This is a genomic window from Neptuniibacter sp. QD48_11, from assembly GCF_047778095.1.
Taxonomy (GTDB): domain Bacteria; phylum Pseudomonadota; class Gammaproteobacteria; order Pseudomonadales; family Balneatricaceae; genus Neptuniibacter.
This window is the reverse complement of record NZ_CP180551.1, coordinates 3,119,111-3,135,004: the sequence shown is the minus strand read 5'-3', so window position 1 is coordinate 3,135,004 and position 15,894 is coordinate 3,119,111. Positions and strand designations below refer to the sequence as shown.

Sequence of the window (15,894 nt, the reverse complement as noted above, 5' to 3'; positions counted from 1 at the left end):
GTCCGCACTAATTAACCAACTACAATGTTCACTAGACGGCCAGGTACAACAATCTTCTTACGGATTGTCTTATCTGCCATGTGTTTTTGAACATTTTCGTCAGCTAGTGCTGTGTGAAGAACTACATCTTCGTCTGCATCTGCAGCAACGTTGATCTTCGCACGAACTTTACCATTAACCTGTACAACCAGTTGAATGGTGTCTTGAACTAATGCGCTTTCGTCAACCTGTGGCCAAGCCGCAGTTAGAGCGTCGCCTTCGTTACCTAGCTCGATCCAAAGCTGGTGGCTGATATGCGGAACAATTGGGCCTAGTAGCAGTATTGCTGCTTCTAGTGCTTCTTGCATTACCGCGCGACCTTGTTCACTGATATCTACAAACTTAGCGATAGTGTTAGACAGTTCCATCACAGCAGCGATAGCTGTATTGAATGTCTGGCGGCGCTCCATATCGTCAGATACTTTCTGAATCGTTGAGTGAACTTTCAGGCGCAGCTCTTTCTGAACATCAGTTAGGCTATCTTTATCGATCGCAACAGTAGAACCGCCAACTTTTAGATGATCGTGAACTTGTTTCCATAGACGCTTAAGGAAGCGGTGAGCACCTTCAACACCTGTATCAGACCACTCTAGAGACTGCTCTGGTGGTGCTGCGAACATCATAAATAGACGCACCGTATCAGCGCCGTATTTATCGATCATTACTTGTGGATCGATACCGTTGTTCTTGGATTTAGACATCTTAGACATACCGTCATGCTGAAGCGCCTGACCGGTAGTGCGATGAGCTGCGCTAACTACGCGGCCTTTCTCATCGGTTTTGATATCAACGTCGGATGGTGAAACCCAAACTTGGCCACCGTTCTCATCTTCATAGAAGAAGCTGTCAGCCAATACCATGCCTTGGCAAAGTAGGCGCTTGAATGGCTCGTCGCTATCAACCAAACCTTCATCACGCATCAACTTGTGGAAGAAACGAGAGTAAAGTAGATGCAGAATCGCGTGCTCGATACCGCCGATATATTGATCTACTGGTAGCCAGTAGTTCGCTTTCTCTGGCTCAAGCATGGCATTTTCGCTGCTACGAGAAGCATAACGCGCGTAGTACCAAGAGGATTCCATGAACGTATCGAATGTGTCTGTTTCACGTTCAGCAGCACCACCGCATTTCGGGCAGGTTGTGTTGATGAAGCTTTCCATCTTTTTGATTGGAGAGCCGCTACCATCAAACTCCACTTCTGTAGGTAGAACAACTGGAAGCTGATCTTCTGGCACAGGTACTGCACCACAGCTCTTACAGTTGATGACAGGGATTGGAGCACCCCAATAACGCTGACGAGATACACCCCAGTCACGTAGACGGAAGTTAACCGTAACTTTACCTTTGCCTTTCGCTTCTAGGTCAGATGCGATCGCTTTAAATGCAACGTCGAATTCAAGATCGTCGTAAGCGCCAGAGTTAATCAAAGCGCCTTTTTCTGTGTACGCTTCAACGCTTAGATCAACGTCTGTATCGTCTAATGGGCGGATAACTTGTTTGATATCCAAACCGTACTTAGTTGCGAATTCCCAGTCACGCTGATCGTGGCCTGGAACAGACATAACTGCGCCAGAGCCGTAATCCATCAATACGAAGTTTGCAGTCCAGACAGGTACTTCTTCACCGGTAAGTGGGTGAATGGCAGTGATGCCAAGCGCCATACCTTTCTTTTCCATCGTTGCCATATCAGCTTCGGCAACTTTAACGTTTTTGCACTCTTCAACAAATGCTGCAAGCTCTGGATTGTTTTCAGCAGCTTTAAGTGCAAGTGGGTGTTGAGCCGCAACGGCAACATAAGTAACACCCATTAGTGTGTCTGGACGTGTTGTGAAGACTTCTAGCTCACCATAACCGTCAACGTCGAACATTAGTTCAACACCTTCAGAGCGGCCGATCCAGTTCTTCTGCATAGTGCGAACCTGCTCTGGCCATTGATCTAGTTTGTCTAGATCTTCCAGCAGCTGATCTGCGTAATCTGTGATTTTAAGGAACCACTGAGGGATCTTCTTACGCTCAACTAGCGCACCTGAGCGCCAGCCGCGACCATCAATAACCTGCTCGTTGGCAAGGACTGTTTGGTCAACAGGATCCCAGTTTACTTCAGCTTCTTTCTTGTAAACTAAGCCTTTGTCCATCAACTTAGTGAAGAACCATTGCTCCCAACGATAGTACTCTGGGTGGCAAGTTGCTAGTTCACGATTCCAGTCGTAACCAAAGCCCATCTGCTGTAGCTGGTTACGCATGTAATCAATGTTTTCATAGGTCCATTTTGCTGGCGCAACGTTGTTTTTCATCGCTGCGTTTTCTGCAGGTAGACCGAAAGCGTCCCAACCCATTGGTTGAAGTACGTTTTTGCCCTGCATACGCTGGTAACGGGAAACTACATCACCAATGGTGTAGTTACGAACATGGCCCATGTGGAGACGTCCACTTGGGTAAGGGAACATAGACAGGCAGTAGAATTTTTCTTTCTGCAGATCTTCTTCGCATTTGAAGCTGTCGTTATCTTGCCAGTGTTTCTGGATGGCTTGTTCAATCTTCTGAGGACGATATTGTTCGTTCATGTTCGTGAATCGTTATGCCTATGATGAAAAACCGGCATCCAATTGACGCCGGTTAATAAAAGTTTGCTAATTGGGGCATAGCATACAATATATACAAGAGGGCAAACAGCATTTCTGCTAAAAACGAGGTGGTTTTATGGGCGCGGATAGCGATAAGAAAACGAAACTGGCTTCAACAGACTATGACAGAGTGCTCCTGCGACTAACTAAGGATCTGAAAACGTCAGAAGCTAGATCTTGGGATCTGTTGCAGGAAAAAATTCATGATGCTGTGGAGTTAGAGCTGGCAGCAGAGGATATGACTCGGGATGAGCTGGATCTGCTGAAAGCTTATTTGGCTCGAGACCTTAAAACCTTGGGCTATTATGCTCATGAAACCGGTGCTGGGATTGCTGCTTGGCTCAAATTTGATCTGAATGCGTTAGAGCATACTTTTGCCGAACAGCTTAAGTTGATTGCAGATCAAACCCGCATTGGGCAAGAGTTGTTACGAGAGCGTTTAGATCACGATGAGGATCAGTACATTGCTGGAGAGTTGGCTACAGTAGGGACGTTGCAGTGTTTAAGTTGTTCAACTCAGTTTATTTTAAAGAAAACAGAAAAACTTGAGCCTTGTCAGGCCTGTGGAAAAACGTTCTTTAAGCGAGTTTCTCAACCTTGGCCATAATCGATAGTTCTAACTGAAATCGGGATAGGGATTGTCTTGCAGGGCTAGCTGATGACGCCCTAGCCCGAACAGAGTAAACAGTCCTGCTAAGACGAGGATCGGTAGTGATCCAAACTCCTGAAAAGGCGTCATGCCTTGCATGCTAAAAACTTGTGTTCGTAAAACGCCTGCTTGGAACTGTGGGAGTTGTTCTACGATCTGCCCTTGTGGATCGATAATGCCGGTTAGGCCATTATTGGTTCCTCGGATCAGCCAGCGACCATTTTCTACTGCTCTGACACGGGCAATCTGCATATGTTGAGCTGGTGCGATGGATGCACCAAACCAAGTATCGTTAGACACGGTAAGCAATATATCAGCGTTTAACGAGTTCTTTCTAACCAGTTCTGGATAGGCAATTTCGTAGCAGATTGCGGCACTGATCTTTTGGTTCGCAACCGATAGTAAAGGCTGCTCCCCTTGCGGAAGTGAGAAACTCGACATCGGCAAATTAAAGAAATCGAGCAGGCCTCTAACCTGCGTTTCCATCGGCACGTATTCACCAAAGGGCACTAGGCGTTGTTTGTGGTAGATGCCGCTGCCCGTGGTTAGAATCGCCAAGCTGTTATGAACTCGATAGCCTTTAGGGTGGCTGTTGTCTCTTGTCGTGCTAGGAAGGCCGCTGATTAATGTCGCTCCATTACTATCAAGATCGCTCAGTAATTCAGCTAACGGCGTAGCTGCATGTTGGAACAGTGCAGGAATGGCTGTTTCAGGCCAGAGCATGAGCTCAGCGTCGATATGAGGTTGAGATAGCTTGATATATTTGGCGAAGATCTCAGGACGATATTCAGGATTCCATTTAATTTGCTGCGGGATATTAGGTTGAACGATTGCGACTTTTAGGGCGTTGTCCGTCGCAATTGTCCATGGATGCATAGATAGCATACTGGCTATCAACGGTAGTGGCAGCAGTAACAATGGGCGTAGATTTCGACTGCGAATAAATTCGGCCGCAGCAATCGCTGTTGCAAGCATGGCAAAGCTTGCTAGCCATACACCGCCTATAGGTAAAAGATTCTGGAATGGCGTATCTAAAGCTGCGTTACCTAAATATAGCCAAGGGAAACCGGTGAATAGCCAGCTACGAAGCCACTCAAACAGTACCCAGCAGCCAATAAAACTCAGTGCTTGGAAACGGGCAGAGAACAGCTTTTTCCAAACGAATTGTTGTAGCGCAAAGAGAAGGGCTAAGCCAGCTACAAATAGTGCTGTTAAGGTAACGGCGATAGGTAGTGGGGTATGACTGTGCTCATGAATGCTGACAAACACCCAAGAGGCGCCGGTTCCAAAGAAACCTAGACCAAAAATATAACCAAGCCAACTGCTTTGCTTTACCGAACGGTTTCGGCTGCATAGATACAGAATAGCTGGAGGCAGTAGGGCTAAATAGGGTGTATTAAATGGTGCTAAGGAGGGGGCAATCAATGCCCCTGCAAGCAAAACGAGTAGCAGTTGCAGAGGCATAATAGTTATCCGTTACGGCTTACCTGTAATAAGCGGATACGACGAGTGTCAGCAGATAAAATCTTAAACTGGAAGTTTTCGATATCTACGCTTTCATCTTTTTTCGGCATGCGACCAAATTTTTGTGTAACGATACCGCCAATAGTATCGAACTCTTCTTCAGAGAAATCCGTATCGAAATATTCGTTAAAATCATCAACCGGAGTCAAGGCTTTAACAATAAAGGCGTTTTTATCGAATGGCTTGATGTTGCCATCATCCTCTTCGCTGTCATGCTCATCTTCAATTTCACCCACGATCTGTTCCAGAACATCTTCGATGGTGATTAGACCAGACACACCGCCGTACTCATCCATCACGATTGCCATGTGATTGCGAGTAACACGGAACTCTTTTAGGAGAATATTTAGGCGTTTAGATTCAGGGATGAAGGTCGCACTGCGCAGCTTGCTTTTAAGATCAAACTGGTCGAGGTTGCCTTCTAGGATTAGAGGTAGAAGGTCTTTTGCGAGCAGGACGCCAAGGATTTCATCTGGCGTTTCTCCGATAACTGGGAAGCGAGAGTGCGCGCTAGAGATAATAACCGGCAGGAACTCTTTAGGTGTTTGATCCGCTTCCACAACTACCATTTGTGAGCGTGGAATCATTACATCACGAACCTGCATATCAGATACTTGCATTGCACCTTCCATAATGGTCAGTGCTTCGTTATCTAGCAGATTGTCGTCGGTCGCTTGACGCAAATCGGTTAACAGATCCTCACGGCTGCGAGGTTCATCATTAAACGCTTGGGAAAGCTTTTCTAACCAGCCTTTCGGCTGTCCCGATCGATCTTCGCTCATGGTGTGTCGAGTGTCCTAATATTTAGTTACTTTACAGATAAGGATCTTTTATATCCATACTGGCGAGAATTTTTCGTTCGAGATTTTCCATCTCTTCGGCTTCTTCATCATTTATATGATCGAAACCGATTAGATGCAAGCAGCCATGCACAACCATGTGGGTCCAATGGTCAAACAAAGGCTTTTTTTGCTCTTCTGCTTCTTTAGCAACCACATCGGCACAGATAACCAGATCGCCTAAAAGATGAAGGGGCACGCCTTCAGGGACTTCAAAAGGGAAGGAGAGGACGTTAGTCGGTTTATCCTTATCGCGATAAGTGCGGTTGAGGGTTTGGCTCTCATCCGGTGTCACTATGCGGATACAAACTTCGCCTTCATCGATCTGACCAGTCAGCGCAGCGGATATCCATTGCTGAAACTGCGCTTCTGTCGGTAGATCGCCTTCAATTTCGTACTGAACTTCGCATTCGAAACTCATTTGTGGGAATCCTGCTTGCCTTCTTTTTTCTCAAAGCGGTCGTAAGCACGGACAATGTGCTGAACCAGTGGGTGACGAACGACATCTTTAGCGGTGAAGTGGGTAAAGCCGATGTCTTTTACATCGTCCAGCACTTGCATCGCGTGGATCAAACCCGAGCGCGTGCCTTTAGGTAGATCGACCTGAGTGATATCACCGGTAATAACTGCAGTAGAACCAAAACCGATACGTGTCAGGAACATCTTCATCTGTTCGCGTGTCGTGTTTTGACTCTCATCCAGAATAACGAATGAGTTGTTAAGGGTACGGCCACGCATGTAGGCCAGAGGCGCAACCTCGATTACATTGCGCTCAATTAGCTTGCCTACACGTTCAAACCCTAGCATCTCATACAGCGCGTCATAGAGAGGGCGCAGGTATGGATCAACTTTTTGGCTTAGATCACCTGGCAGGAAGCCTAGCTTCTCACCGGCTTCTACCGCAGGGCGAACCAATAAAATACGATCAACTTCTTCACGCTCTAATGCATCTACTGCGCAGGCAACCGCAAGGTAGGTTTTACCTGTACCCGCAGGGCCAATACCAAAATTGATATCGTGCTGAAGGATCGAGCGTACATAGCCTTGCTGGTTTTCACCGCGAGGGCGAATCAACGCTTTTTTTGTACGGATACTGATATCCGTATCTTTAATCTGTTGATTGCTATTACGCTGTTCTAGACCACTTTCTTGAATTAGAAGGTGGATCTGGTCGGGTGAGATACGTTGGTCCTGCTTAGCGTCGTTATAAAGCGCTTCAAGCATTTCGGAAACGAAGGTGATGTTTTCGATATCACCCAATAGTTGGAAATGATTGCCGTGATTACGGATTTCAATCCCTAAACGTTTCTCAACCAGTTTGTAGTGCTCGTTGAACGGGCCACCAAGGTTCGCTAGAAACTCAGCATTTTCAGGTTCTAGCGTAAGTTTGATCGATTGTGCAGTGCTCAACAGCTTAGCCCGCCTTCAAGGAAAAATTGTCGTCCAGTTCTGAACAGATTAGCTCACCTACTAAAGAGTTGGCATAAGCTTGAGCAATATTCACATCAGCAAAGTGACCGATTAGATCTGGGTTGTCGCAACGGAAGTTAACAACACGGTTGTTTTCAGTACGACCTGAAAGCAATCCCGGATCTTTCTTAGAATAACCGTTAACCAAAATACGCTGCTTAGTACCTACCATACGGCGGCTGATCTGCTGGGCATTTTGAATAATACGGCTTTGCAGAATTTGTAGACGCGCTTTCTTAGTTTCTTCGTCAATATTGTCAGGCAGGTCAGATGCTGGCGTACCCGGACGACGGCTGTAGATAAAGCTATAGCTGTTATCAAAGCCTATATCTTCGATTAGTTTCATTGTCGCTTCGAAATCAGCGTCAGTTTCATTCGGGAAACCGATGATAAAGTCAGAAGATATTTCTATATCTGGACGCGCTTTACGAATACGACGGATCTTAGATTTGTACTCAAGCGCAGTATGGCCACGTTTCATCGCCATTAGAATTTTGTCAGAGCCGCTTTGTACCGGTAAGTGAAGGAAGCTCACTAACTCAGGCACATCTTCATAGGCTTCGATCAAACTGTCTGTAAACTCTACTGGGTGGCTGGTAGTGAATCGAATACGATCAATACCATCAACCTCTGCTACACAACGGATCAGTTCAGCCAGATCGGCAGTATCGCCATCATGTGTATCCCCGCGGTAAGCGTTTACGTTTTGACCGAGTAGGTTAACTTCACGCACGCCTTGTTCAGCAAGTTCAACGCACTCAGTAATCACATCGTCTAGAGGGCGGCTTACTTCTTCACCGCGTGTGTAAGGTACAACGCAGAAAGTGCAGTATTTTGAACAGCCTTCCATCACAGAAACAAAAGCTTCAGCGCCTTCTACTTTAGGGGCTGGAAGGTGATCGAACTTCTCAATCTCAGGGAAAGAGACATCGACGATGCCCACACCGCCATTACCGGTTTCTGTAATCATCTCTGGCAAACGGTGTAATGTTTGCGGGCCAAAGATCATGTCAACGTAAGGGGCACGTTTTAGAATGTTGTCCCCTTCCTGACTTGCCACACAGCCACCGATACCAATTTTGATATCGGGGTTCTTCGCTTTCAGTTTTCGCCAGCGGCCTAGTTGGTGGAATACTTTTTCCTGAGCTTTTTCACGAATCGAACAGGTGTTCAGGAGCAGAACGTCCGCTTCATCAGCGTCCTCAGTTAGCTCAAGATCATGACTTTCCCCCAACAGATCGGCCATACGTGCAGAGTCGTACTCGTTCATCTGACAACCGTGGGTTTTAATAAATAGCTTCTTCGCCATTGTTCACCTGTATTTTGCGTGTATCAAAGCCCGGCAGGAAAATATGGCCGGGTGCATAAAGGACCGCGCATTATACTTAAGCGGCCAGATAATGAACAGTTTAGTCGAGTTGAAATCGGCTCATTTTATCGGTTGTTGTTGCCGTAAAAGCCTTGGTTTTCAAAGGGCTTTTAGGGATGCGAGGTGACTTATGGGCATTTGGTACTGGTATTTAGTCACTTGGTGCATAGAGGGGGACTCATTAGACTTTAGTTTTGGTAAGATTGCCTTCCAATTTTTATCTTTATTTACATGTTAAGTAATCTTTAAGGGAAGGCGTTTATGGCGTATTTGGAGCCGCGTGAATTTGTTACCAAGATGGTCGATGCAGGCGAACAAAAGATCTTTATGACCACTAGGGATACTTATATCCGTTCGTTGATGGCTGGCGCTATTTTGTCCTTGGCTGCATTCTTCGCCATTGCGGTGATTACCAATACAGGGAATTTATTGATTGGTGCGATCTTGTTCCCTGTAGGCTTTATCATGCTGAACCTGATGAAATTCGATCTTCTCACCGGAGCTTTTACTCTAGTACCTCTCGCTGTAATTGATAAACGTCCAGGCTGCACCGTTAAAAAGCTCTTACGTAACTGGTGGTTAGTTTTCTTGGGTAATCTCTCTGGCGCTGCGATCGTCGCGTTTTTTGCTTCCTTTATCCTGACTTATGGCTACCAAATTGATGGTGGGGCAATTGCGGAGAAAGTCAGTTCAATTGGTGAATCTCGTACCTTAGGTTATCAAGAGCAAGGTATTTGGGGATGGATTACGATTTTTATCCGCGGCATGTTGTGTAACTGGATGGTTTCTATGGGCGTTGTTGGGGCGCTGATCTCAACATCTGCTAGCAGTAAAATGGCGGCAATGTGGATGCCTATCATGTTGTTCTTCTATATGGCGTTTGAACACTCTGTTGTGAACATGTTCCTGTTCCCATTTGCGATGATTATGGGCGGCGAGTTTACGCTAGTGGATTACCTGTTATGGAATGAGATTCCTACGGTTTTGGGTAACTTGGTTGGTGGCTTCTTGTTGGTAGGTTTGCCTCTGTACCTAACCCATGTAAAAACTGGCAAATAATCGCCTTTAATTAATTAGGAATAGCTTATTTTTGTGCGGATTTTATTCAGCTAAGCTGAATAAAATCCGATAGTGCTCCTAGTTTTATCCTAGAAAGGTTTTTATGAGGATTATTTAGTCGAGTTGGATCAGATAAACCTTGCTCGCTTGCGCTCGACTAGTAAAATTACAGCTTGGATTCCTGTACACAAAGAGAAAAGTTAGATGCTTGCGCTGAATACGCTGAGTAAGAAGAACCTTCGCGGCGATATGTTAGGTGGTTTGACCGCTGCGGTTGTCTCGTTACCCCTTGCTTTAACCTTCGGTGTGGCGTCAGGTGCGGGTGCGGAAGCGGGTCTTTATGGCGCAATTCTAATCGGGCTGTTTGCCTCTCTCTTTGGTGGTACTTCTACTCTGATCTCAGAGCCTACCGGCCCAATGACAGTAGTCATGACTGCTGTTGTGAGTACGCTAATTGCTACGCATCCTGAAAAAGGTCTCGCCATGGCCTTTACCGTCGTCATGATGGCGGGTTGTTTCCAGATAATATTTGGCTTCCTCAAACTGGGTAAGTACATCACCTTAATGCCGTACTCGGTGGTTTCGGGCTTTATGTCCGGGATAGGCGTGATACTGATCCTCATGCAATTGGCCCCCGCGTTGGGTCAAACCGCCCCTGTTGGCGGCGTGGTGGGGACATTGTCGAATCTCCCCGAGCTGGTTATGAATATCCAGTTGGGCGAATTTTTACTGTTCGTCGTGACCTTGCAGTTGCTTTTCTTTACGCCTGAAAAACTTAAAAAGTACCTACCACCTCAGTTAATAGCGCTGGTTTTTGTAAGTATTCTGTCGGTGCTTGTTTTTGATTTTGAGCAGATCCAGCGTATCGGCGAGATCGATGCGTCACTCCCTTCATTGGTGATTCCCCACTTCACTCACGCTGAGTTGAGTATCATGTTGGTGGAAGCGATGGTGTTGGGTATGTTGGGTTGTATCGACTCTATGCTGACATCGGTTATCGCTGATAACTTGACGCGAACTGAGCACAACTCGAACAAAGAGCTAGTAGGCCAGGGCTTAGGTAATATCATGTCTGGTCTGTTTGGTGGCCTGCCGGGTGCGGGCGCCACTATGGGGACCGTGGTCAATATCCAGTCGGGTGGTCGGACCGCGCTTTCGGGGGTGATTAGGGTCGTCGCCTTGGCCATAGCGGTGTTTGGCGCCGCCTCCTTGATCGAAAATATACCGCTAGCCGTCTTGGCTGCCATCGCTGTGAAAGTGGGGATGGATATCCTTGATTGGTCTTTTATCAAACGTGCCCATAAAGTCTCCCGCCATAGTACCTTGATTATGTACACCGTGCTGCTTCTGACGGTTTTTGTTGATCTGATTGTTGCTGTAGGTATCGGTGTTTTTGTAGCCAATATCATCATTATCCAGAAACTCTCTATGGTTGAAGCGCAGAAGGTGCGGGCCATGTCGGATGTGGATGATGAGATCCCACTGGATGAAGAGCAGAAAACTCTTCTGAACAAGGCGGACGGTCGGGTACTTCTCTTCTATTTGTCCGGTGCAATGATCTTTGGTGTTTCCAAGGCAATAGCGCGTGAACGTCAGGATATTGAAAGACACGAAGCGGTTATTTTTGATTTGAGTGATGTCTCTTTCTTGGACGACACTATGGCACTGTCGATCGAAAACGTAGTTTTTGAGGCTCTAGATTTAGGTAAGCATGTATCGATTATTACCCGATCAAAAGAAGCTCAGGATAAATTGCTCAAACTAGGATTAGAGTCCCGTATCAGCAGTAAGGATTTTGCTAGCACTCGTACGGAAGCTTTGGAACGAGCTGTTCAGTATCTTGATGAATCACAAGTTTATGCCGGTGCTTAGTCAAAGCGCCGTGGCTTGTAATGAGTGAATAGCAACCTAGGTTTGCGGAACAGATGGCTAAGAAAGAAGATCGTATCTATAAAGTGATTTTTGTAAATCAGGATCAAGTTTTTGAGCTCTATGCGAAGCATGTTTATCAAAGCGACATGTGGGGATTTTTAGAGATTGAAGAGTTGGTCTTTGGGAATCGCTCTGAACTCGTTATCGATCCTGGCGAAGAGAAACTCAAAACCGAGTTCAGTGGTGTAAAGCGCTCTTATATTCCTTCCCATGCGATCGTTCGCATCGACGAGGTGGAGAACGAGGGCGTGGCTAAAGTTTCTGAGGCAAAAGGTACTATCGCGGCATTTCCGGTAGCACCTGTATAGCCAAAATCCTAATTTCTATTAATACACGTTTGATAGCCAAAGGCTCTGATAGGGCTTTAACGTCAAAGTCTGGTGTAGATCTTCACAACGAAGCCCAGAGAGTAAGTCGTACCATTCGTCTGTACCTATCAAGTTGAGATTGGACAGCAGTAGCTCAGCAGGCTCTGCACTAATATTGTTAAGGCAAAAAATGCTTTGTCGACGATCGATGCTCTGACGCCAAAATCCAAATATCTGACCACCTAAGTGTAGAGTGAACTGAGTGGCATTCGGATGAAAGGCGGGTTGATAGGTGCGAATTGATATCAGCTTTTTCATCGCTTCGAAAATTCGATAATGATGGTTGTCAGGGGTTTCTAAGGCATCCACTAAGTCATCATATTGCCAATGATGGCGATTAATAGATCGAAAGTGTCCCGTCATCTTTACGCGCTCATGATCATTTCTCGATCCAAATAGGCTTTGAATGTAGATGCCTGGTATTCCCTCAAGCGCTAGCATGATCTTATGCGCGCATAGAAATCGTTCTTCACCCCATTCATCAGTACCTTGGGTAGTGCCCTGTAACGCATCAAATAAGGATATATTTATTTCATAGGGTTTGTTTTGGCCATTATCTAGTGCTCGCCAAGATACATGTCCGCCGAAGGCTTGCATGGTTTCAATCATTGCGCTGACTTCTTCATCGCTGAGGATGCCTTCGACAGGTCGTAGACCTATACCGTCATGCGAAGCGATAAAGTTAAAGTAAGCAGTCCCATCTTGCGCTGGGGGCATGCTCATCATCCATTGTTTTAGATAAAAACAATCTCCAGTGAGAAGTGTGTGAAGAAGCAAAGGGGGGAGAGAGAAGTTATATACGCAGTGGGCTTCATTAGCATTGCCAAAGTAGGATAGGTTCTCCCTACTTGGGATATTGGTTTCTGTAATGATCATTGCTTCAGGGTGTGCATGTTCGATCAATGTTCTCAGTAAACGAACGATCTCGTGGGTTTGCGGCAAATTAAGGCTGCTTGTTCCAGACTCTTTCCATAAAAAAGCGACAGCGTCTAACCGGAAGATATTTACACCTTTATCCAGATAAACACGGATGATTTTGATGAACTCCTTTAGAACCTTAGGGTTTCTGAAATCGAGATCGATTTGGTCGTGACTAAAAGTGCACCAGACGTGTTGAATTCCTTGGGGCGTTTCCACTTCTCTGAGAAGAGGGCTCGTTCTTGGGCGAATCACTTGGCTGAGATCAGCCTCTGGCGATTCAACAAAAAAATAATCGCTGCCTTCACCTTCCCCCTTTTGAAAATTTTTGAACCATTGGCTTTCACTAGAGCAATGATTAATAACGAGATCCGCCATAAGGCGGAATTCTGATGATATCTTTTCAATGTCATCCCAACTTCCGGCAGATGATCGAACTTGATAAAAGTCTGATACCGCAAAACCGTCATCTGAGCTGTACGGAAAAAAAGGAAGAATATGAATACCGTTGATCATGCCTTGGCATTGATCATGTAAAAACCGGTATAAAGTTGCTAATGGGGTTTCTTCAGGGTGATGTATTGCATCGCCATAAGCTATCACCATTAGATCTGAGGCATCCCAGTGATTCTTATGTGGAGTGGGGGTAAAAGATATCTCATCCAATCGCATTAAAGTAAACAGCTCAGATGTGATGAGATCAGTGTCTCCATCAGGATAAATCAACTCTAGATGACTTTTGACCTGAAAACTGAGTTCTTCTTGGGAGTGATTCATTGTAATGCTCCCTTACCTATACATCAGTTCTTTATTGTCGAGTTCTACTGCTTCTACTAGACGATCAAAAACATCAGGCATAGCACTGGCAACGCGGTTCCAGCTCGGAATAAAAGGTGTTTCCATTGGGTTGGAAAGGAATTGTTCGCCAGCAGTCATGATGTTTCGAGCAAACATCTCGACCGCCTCTTCTTCGCTGTGGATATCGAGTTGCAAGCCATTCATGACGGCATCGTTATGGTAGGTTTCGACAAAATCTAATGCGATGCGGAAGTATGTGGCTTTGAGTGATCTAAACGTTTCGGTACTGAAGGTGTGTCCGTGAGTGGCCAATTTTCTAAGCAAGGCTTTGGTTATGTCGATCGACATTTTAGATAAGCCGGCATTCGCATCTTCTAATGATAGGTTTTGGTGTTTATGGTCATAGCGATCAGCGATATCTACTTGGCAAAGCCGGTTGTTCGCATAGTTGCGATGCATCTCTGATAGAACGCCTATTTCCAGTCCCCAGTCACTCGGTATGCGAATATCATTGAGTACATCTCTACGAAAGGAGAACTCACCGGCCAGTGGATAACGAAAGCTATCCATAAACTGTAAATACTCGATTTCTCCAAACACTTTTTTCAAAGCACGGAGCAAAGGTGTTACCAGTAATCGGCAAACCCTACCGTTAATTTTTCCTTCTGCTACTCGAGCGTAAAATCCTTTACAAAATTCATAGTTAAATTGAGGATGGGCAACAGGATAAATCAGTCTAGCGAGTAGTTCTCGGTTGTAAGTGGTGATATCACAATCATGCAGAGCTACTGATTCTGCCCGGCCTGAAGCCAGAATGTAGCCCATGCAGTACCAGACATTTCGTCCCTTACCCGCTTCTTTTGGCGCGAGATCTAATGCTTGGAGTTCCTTGTTCAATGCACGTAAGCGAGGCCCGTCATTCCAGAGAATTCGGTGGTGCTGAGGTAATTTGCCGAAAAACTCTTGAGCAAACCTAAATTGCGACTCGTCTGCGCGATCAAGCCCAATAACAATTTCATTTAGGTACGGGACTTCGCAAATTTCATCGATGATATGGCTAAGGGCAGGGCCTTCCAATTCAGAAAAAAGAGACGGAAGAATCAGTGCTAGAGGGCGTTTTTGACTGAATTGGAGAAGTTCACGTTCTAGATCCACTAAAGGGCGATCGGATAAATTATGTAACGTCGTGATAATGCCATTCTGATAAAAGTCAGCCATAAAAATCACCTCTTAGTATGCATGTCTTGAGTATGAGCGTTAGTGCTTTTAGATCGCAGACGGGTAAAGTATTTGATACCTTCGGCCCAGCCTTCGGGGCCCGTTGCTTGGGTTTGATATTGATTGGGGTTACGAATTTGAGGGCTAGGAGCAACAGGCGAGCGGATAATGATGGCGTTGTCCGCAGCATCTAGCATTGCGACATCATTTTGGCTATCGCCAGCAGCAATGCTGATTAAGTCATCGTTGTTTTGATCTTTTATGTAGTATGCGGATAGCCACTTCAATGCTTGGCCTTTATCGCAATGGCCCGTTACGTTTAAGAAACGCCCGCCTTGCAGAACATTGGCTCCTGACTCTATAAGCATGGCTATAAATGCTTGCTTGCGTTGCTCAGTGCTTTTCCAAATTAGGGGTTCGCTGAACTCGCGTGAGTTTGCTTTTTCAGCATCTGTTGAACTTAAGCCGGTACTGCTTTGAATACCTGAGGGGCCTAACTGGGCGAAGGTAATAAATTCATCGGGAAAGAAGCGTGATAGGTGTTGTAGCAGTGACTGCCATGTTTCTCGGCATTTAGAGAATACGTAGCAATGAAATTCATCCTTTTCATAAGATGAAACAAGATGGTGTTTAGGCGGTTCGGAATGAAAATAGCCCTTCGGCACGTATATAGCGGCTCCATTTTCAACGATAAAAGGGTGTTGGTTATTGAGCTCTTTTCTCAGACTAAGTAACTCCTCATAGGTCTTGCTCGTGGTAGGGATGATTGGGACATGTTGCTTATCCAATTGCTGAAGTGTAGGTATGGCTGGAGCATAGCTATAGCTATGGTGATCCAGAAGGGATCCATCTAAGTCTGTGAATATAAGTAGAGGTTGGTGCATGTTTTACCTTCCTTTACCAAAACGGTGCTGTTCTCTTTGATTTTTAACCAGTTTGCACTCATTTCATGCGATTTTTATCGTGATTTGGCAGCTAATGGTGCATTTGGGGTTTTATAGGGTTAACAGCAGGAAACGTGCCGGAAATAGGTATATAGAGGGTTTTAGATCTTCAGCTGGTAAATAAAAAAGCCGGCAGTGCCGGC

13 protein-coding genes are annotated in these 15,894 nt (G+C 45.7%); 4 read left to right on the top strand and 9 right to left on the bottom strand.

Annotated features, from left to right (window positions below):
• Nucleotides 1-11: 11 nt before the first annotated feature.
• Nucleotides 12-2,603, bottom strand: coding sequence for a leucine--tRNA ligase (leuS, locus tag ACMXYU_RS14640; RefSeq protein ID WP_415899259.1), 2,592 nt, complete (start codon nt 2,601-2,603; stop codon nt 12-14).
• 136 nt (nt 2,604-2,739) lie between these two features.
• On the opposite strand from leuS, the gene ACMXYU_RS14635 reads away from it, so the two are divergent.
• On the top strand, nt 2,740-3,270 hold the full coding sequence (locus ACMXYU_RS14635) for a zinc ribbon-containing protein (protein WP_415899258.1): 531 nt from the start codon (nt 2,740-2,742) through the stop codon (nt 3,268-3,270).
• Between the two features lie 9 nt (nt 3,271-3,279).
• Here the strand turns inward: ACMXYU_RS14635 and lnt are convergent, their stop codons facing one another.
• The 5 genes from lnt to miaB are packed head-to-tail and all read right to left on the bottom strand — an operon-like array spanning nt 3,280 to nt 8,454.
• Nucleotides 3,280-4,776: an apolipoprotein N-acyltransferase gene (gene lnt / locus ACMXYU_RS14630; RefSeq protein ID WP_415899257.1), complete on the bottom strand. Its 1,497-nt coding sequence runs from the start codon at nt 4,774-4,776 to the stop codon at nt 3,280-3,282.
• Nucleotides 4,777-4,781: 5 nt separating this feature from the next.
• Nucleotides 4,782-5,618 carry an HlyC/CorC family transporter gene (locus ACMXYU_RS14625; RefSeq protein ID WP_415899256.1) on the bottom strand — a complete coding sequence of 279 codons (837 nt, stop codon included), beginning with the start codon at nt 5,616-5,618 and terminating at the stop codon, nt 4,782-4,784.
• A gap of 31 nt (nt 5,619-5,649) precedes the next feature.
• Complete coding sequence (gene ybeY / locus ACMXYU_RS14620; protein WP_415899255.1) at nt 5,650-6,096, bottom strand: rRNA maturation RNase YbeY; 447 nt, start codon at nt 6,094-6,096, stop codon at nt 5,650-5,652.
• Complete coding sequence (locus ACMXYU_RS14615; RefSeq protein WP_415899254.1) at nt 6,093-7,085, bottom strand: PhoH family protein; 993 nt, start codon at nt 7,083-7,085, stop codon at nt 6,093-6,095. Before ACMXYU_RS14615 ends, ybeY begins: the two co-directional genes overlap by 4 nt.
• A gap of 4 nt (nt 7,086-7,089) precedes the next feature.
• Nucleotides 7,090-8,454, bottom strand: a complete 1,365-nt coding sequence (gene miaB, locus ACMXYU_RS14610) for a tRNA (N6-isopentenyl adenosine(37)-C2)-methylthiotransferase MiaB (protein ID WP_415899253.1) — start codon at nt 8,452-8,454, stop codon at nt 7,090-7,092.
• A 321-nt stretch (nt 8,455-8,775) separates the two neighbouring features.
• Here miaB and ACMXYU_RS14605 point away from each other — a divergent pair, with 321 nt between their 5' ends.
• From ACMXYU_RS14605 to ACMXYU_RS14595, 3 genes are all read left to right on the top strand, one after another.
• A complete protein-coding gene (locus tag ACMXYU_RS14605) occupies nt 8,776-9,573 on the top strand; it encodes a formate/nitrite transporter family protein (protein WP_415899252.1) in 798 nt (265 codons plus the stop codon).
• Between the two features lie 204 nt (nt 9,574-9,777).
• Nucleotides 9,778-11,445, top strand: a complete 1,668-nt coding sequence (locus ACMXYU_RS14600) for a SulP family inorganic anion transporter (protein WP_415899251.1) — start codon at nt 9,778-9,780, stop codon at nt 11,443-11,445.
• A gap of 53 nt (nt 11,446-11,498) precedes the next feature.
• Complete coding sequence (locus tag ACMXYU_RS14595) at nt 11,499-11,813, top strand: DUF1820 family protein (protein ID WP_415899250.1); 315 nt, start codon at nt 11,499-11,501, stop codon at nt 11,811-11,813.
• Between the two features lie 18 nt (nt 11,814-11,831).
• Here ACMXYU_RS14595 and ACMXYU_RS14590 read toward each other — a convergent pair whose 3' ends face one another.
• The 3 genes from ACMXYU_RS14590 to ACMXYU_RS14580 are packed head-to-tail and all read right to left on the bottom strand — an operon-like array spanning nt 11,832 to nt 15,691.
• Nucleotides 11,832-13,568, bottom strand: coding sequence for a sugar phosphorylase (locus tag ACMXYU_RS14590; protein ID WP_415899249.1), 1,737 nt, complete (start codon nt 13,566-13,568; stop codon nt 11,832-11,834).
• Between the two features lie 12 nt (nt 13,569-13,580).
• Nucleotides 13,581-14,807 carry a glycosyl transferase gene (locus tag ACMXYU_RS14585; protein WP_415899248.1) on the bottom strand — a complete coding sequence of 409 codons (1,227 nt, stop codon included), beginning with the start codon at nt 14,805-14,807 and terminating at the stop codon, nt 13,581-13,583.
• 5 nt (nt 14,808-14,812) lie between these two features.
• Nucleotides 14,813-15,691: an HAD-IIB family hydrolase gene (locus tag ACMXYU_RS14580; RefSeq protein ID WP_415899247.1), complete on the bottom strand. Its 879-nt coding sequence runs from the start codon at nt 15,689-15,691 to the stop codon at nt 14,813-14,815.
• Nucleotides 15,692-15,894 lie beyond the last annotated feature (203 nt).

Excerpts from the sequence above, each read along its gene's own strand:
- leuS (WP_415899259.1), bottom strand. The coding sequence starts at position 2,603 with ATGAACGAACAATATCGTCCTCAGAAGATTGAACAAGCCATCCAGAAA.
- ACMXYU_RS14580 (WP_415899247.1), bottom strand. The coding sequence starts at position 15,691 with ATGCACCAACCTCTACTTATATTCACAGACTTAGATGGATCCCTTCTG.
- ACMXYU_RS14635 (WP_415899258.1), top strand. The coding sequence starts at position 2,740 with ATGGGCGCGGATAGCGATAAGAAAACGAAACTGGCTTCAACAGACTAT.
- ACMXYU_RS14600 (WP_415899251.1), top strand. The coding sequence starts at position 9,778 with ATGCTTGCGCTGAATACGCTGAGTAAGAAGAACCTTCGCGGCGATATG.
- ACMXYU_RS14595 (WP_415899250.1), top strand. The coding sequence starts at position 11,499 with ATGGCTAAGAAAGAAGATCGTATCTATAAAGTGATTTTTGTAAATCAG.
- ybeY (WP_415899255.1), bottom strand. The coding sequence starts at position 6,096 with ATGAGTTTCGAATGCGAAGTTCAGTACGAAATTGAAGGCGATCTACCG.
- miaB (WP_415899253.1), bottom strand. The coding sequence starts at position 8,454 with ATGGCGAAGAAGCTATTTATTAAAACCCACGGTTGTCAGATGAACGAG.
- ACMXYU_RS14585 (WP_415899248.1), bottom strand. The coding sequence starts at position 14,807 with ATGGCTGACTTTTATCAGAATGGCATTATCACGACGTTACATAATTTA.
- ACMXYU_RS14625 (WP_415899256.1), bottom strand. The coding sequence starts at position 5,618 with ATGAGCGAAGATCGATCGGGACAGCCGAAAGGCTGGTTAGAAAAGCTT.
- ACMXYU_RS14590 (WP_415899249.1), bottom strand. The coding sequence starts at position 13,568 with ATGAATCACTCCCAAGAAGAACTCAGTTTTCAGGTCAAAAGTCATCTA.
- ACMXYU_RS14605 (WP_415899252.1), top strand. The coding sequence starts at position 8,776 with ATGGCGTATTTGGAGCCGCGTGAATTTGTTACCAAGATGGTCGATGCA.
- lnt (WP_415899257.1), bottom strand. The coding sequence starts at position 4,776 with ATGCCTCTGCAACTGCTACTCGTTTTGCTTGCAGGGGCATTGATTGCC.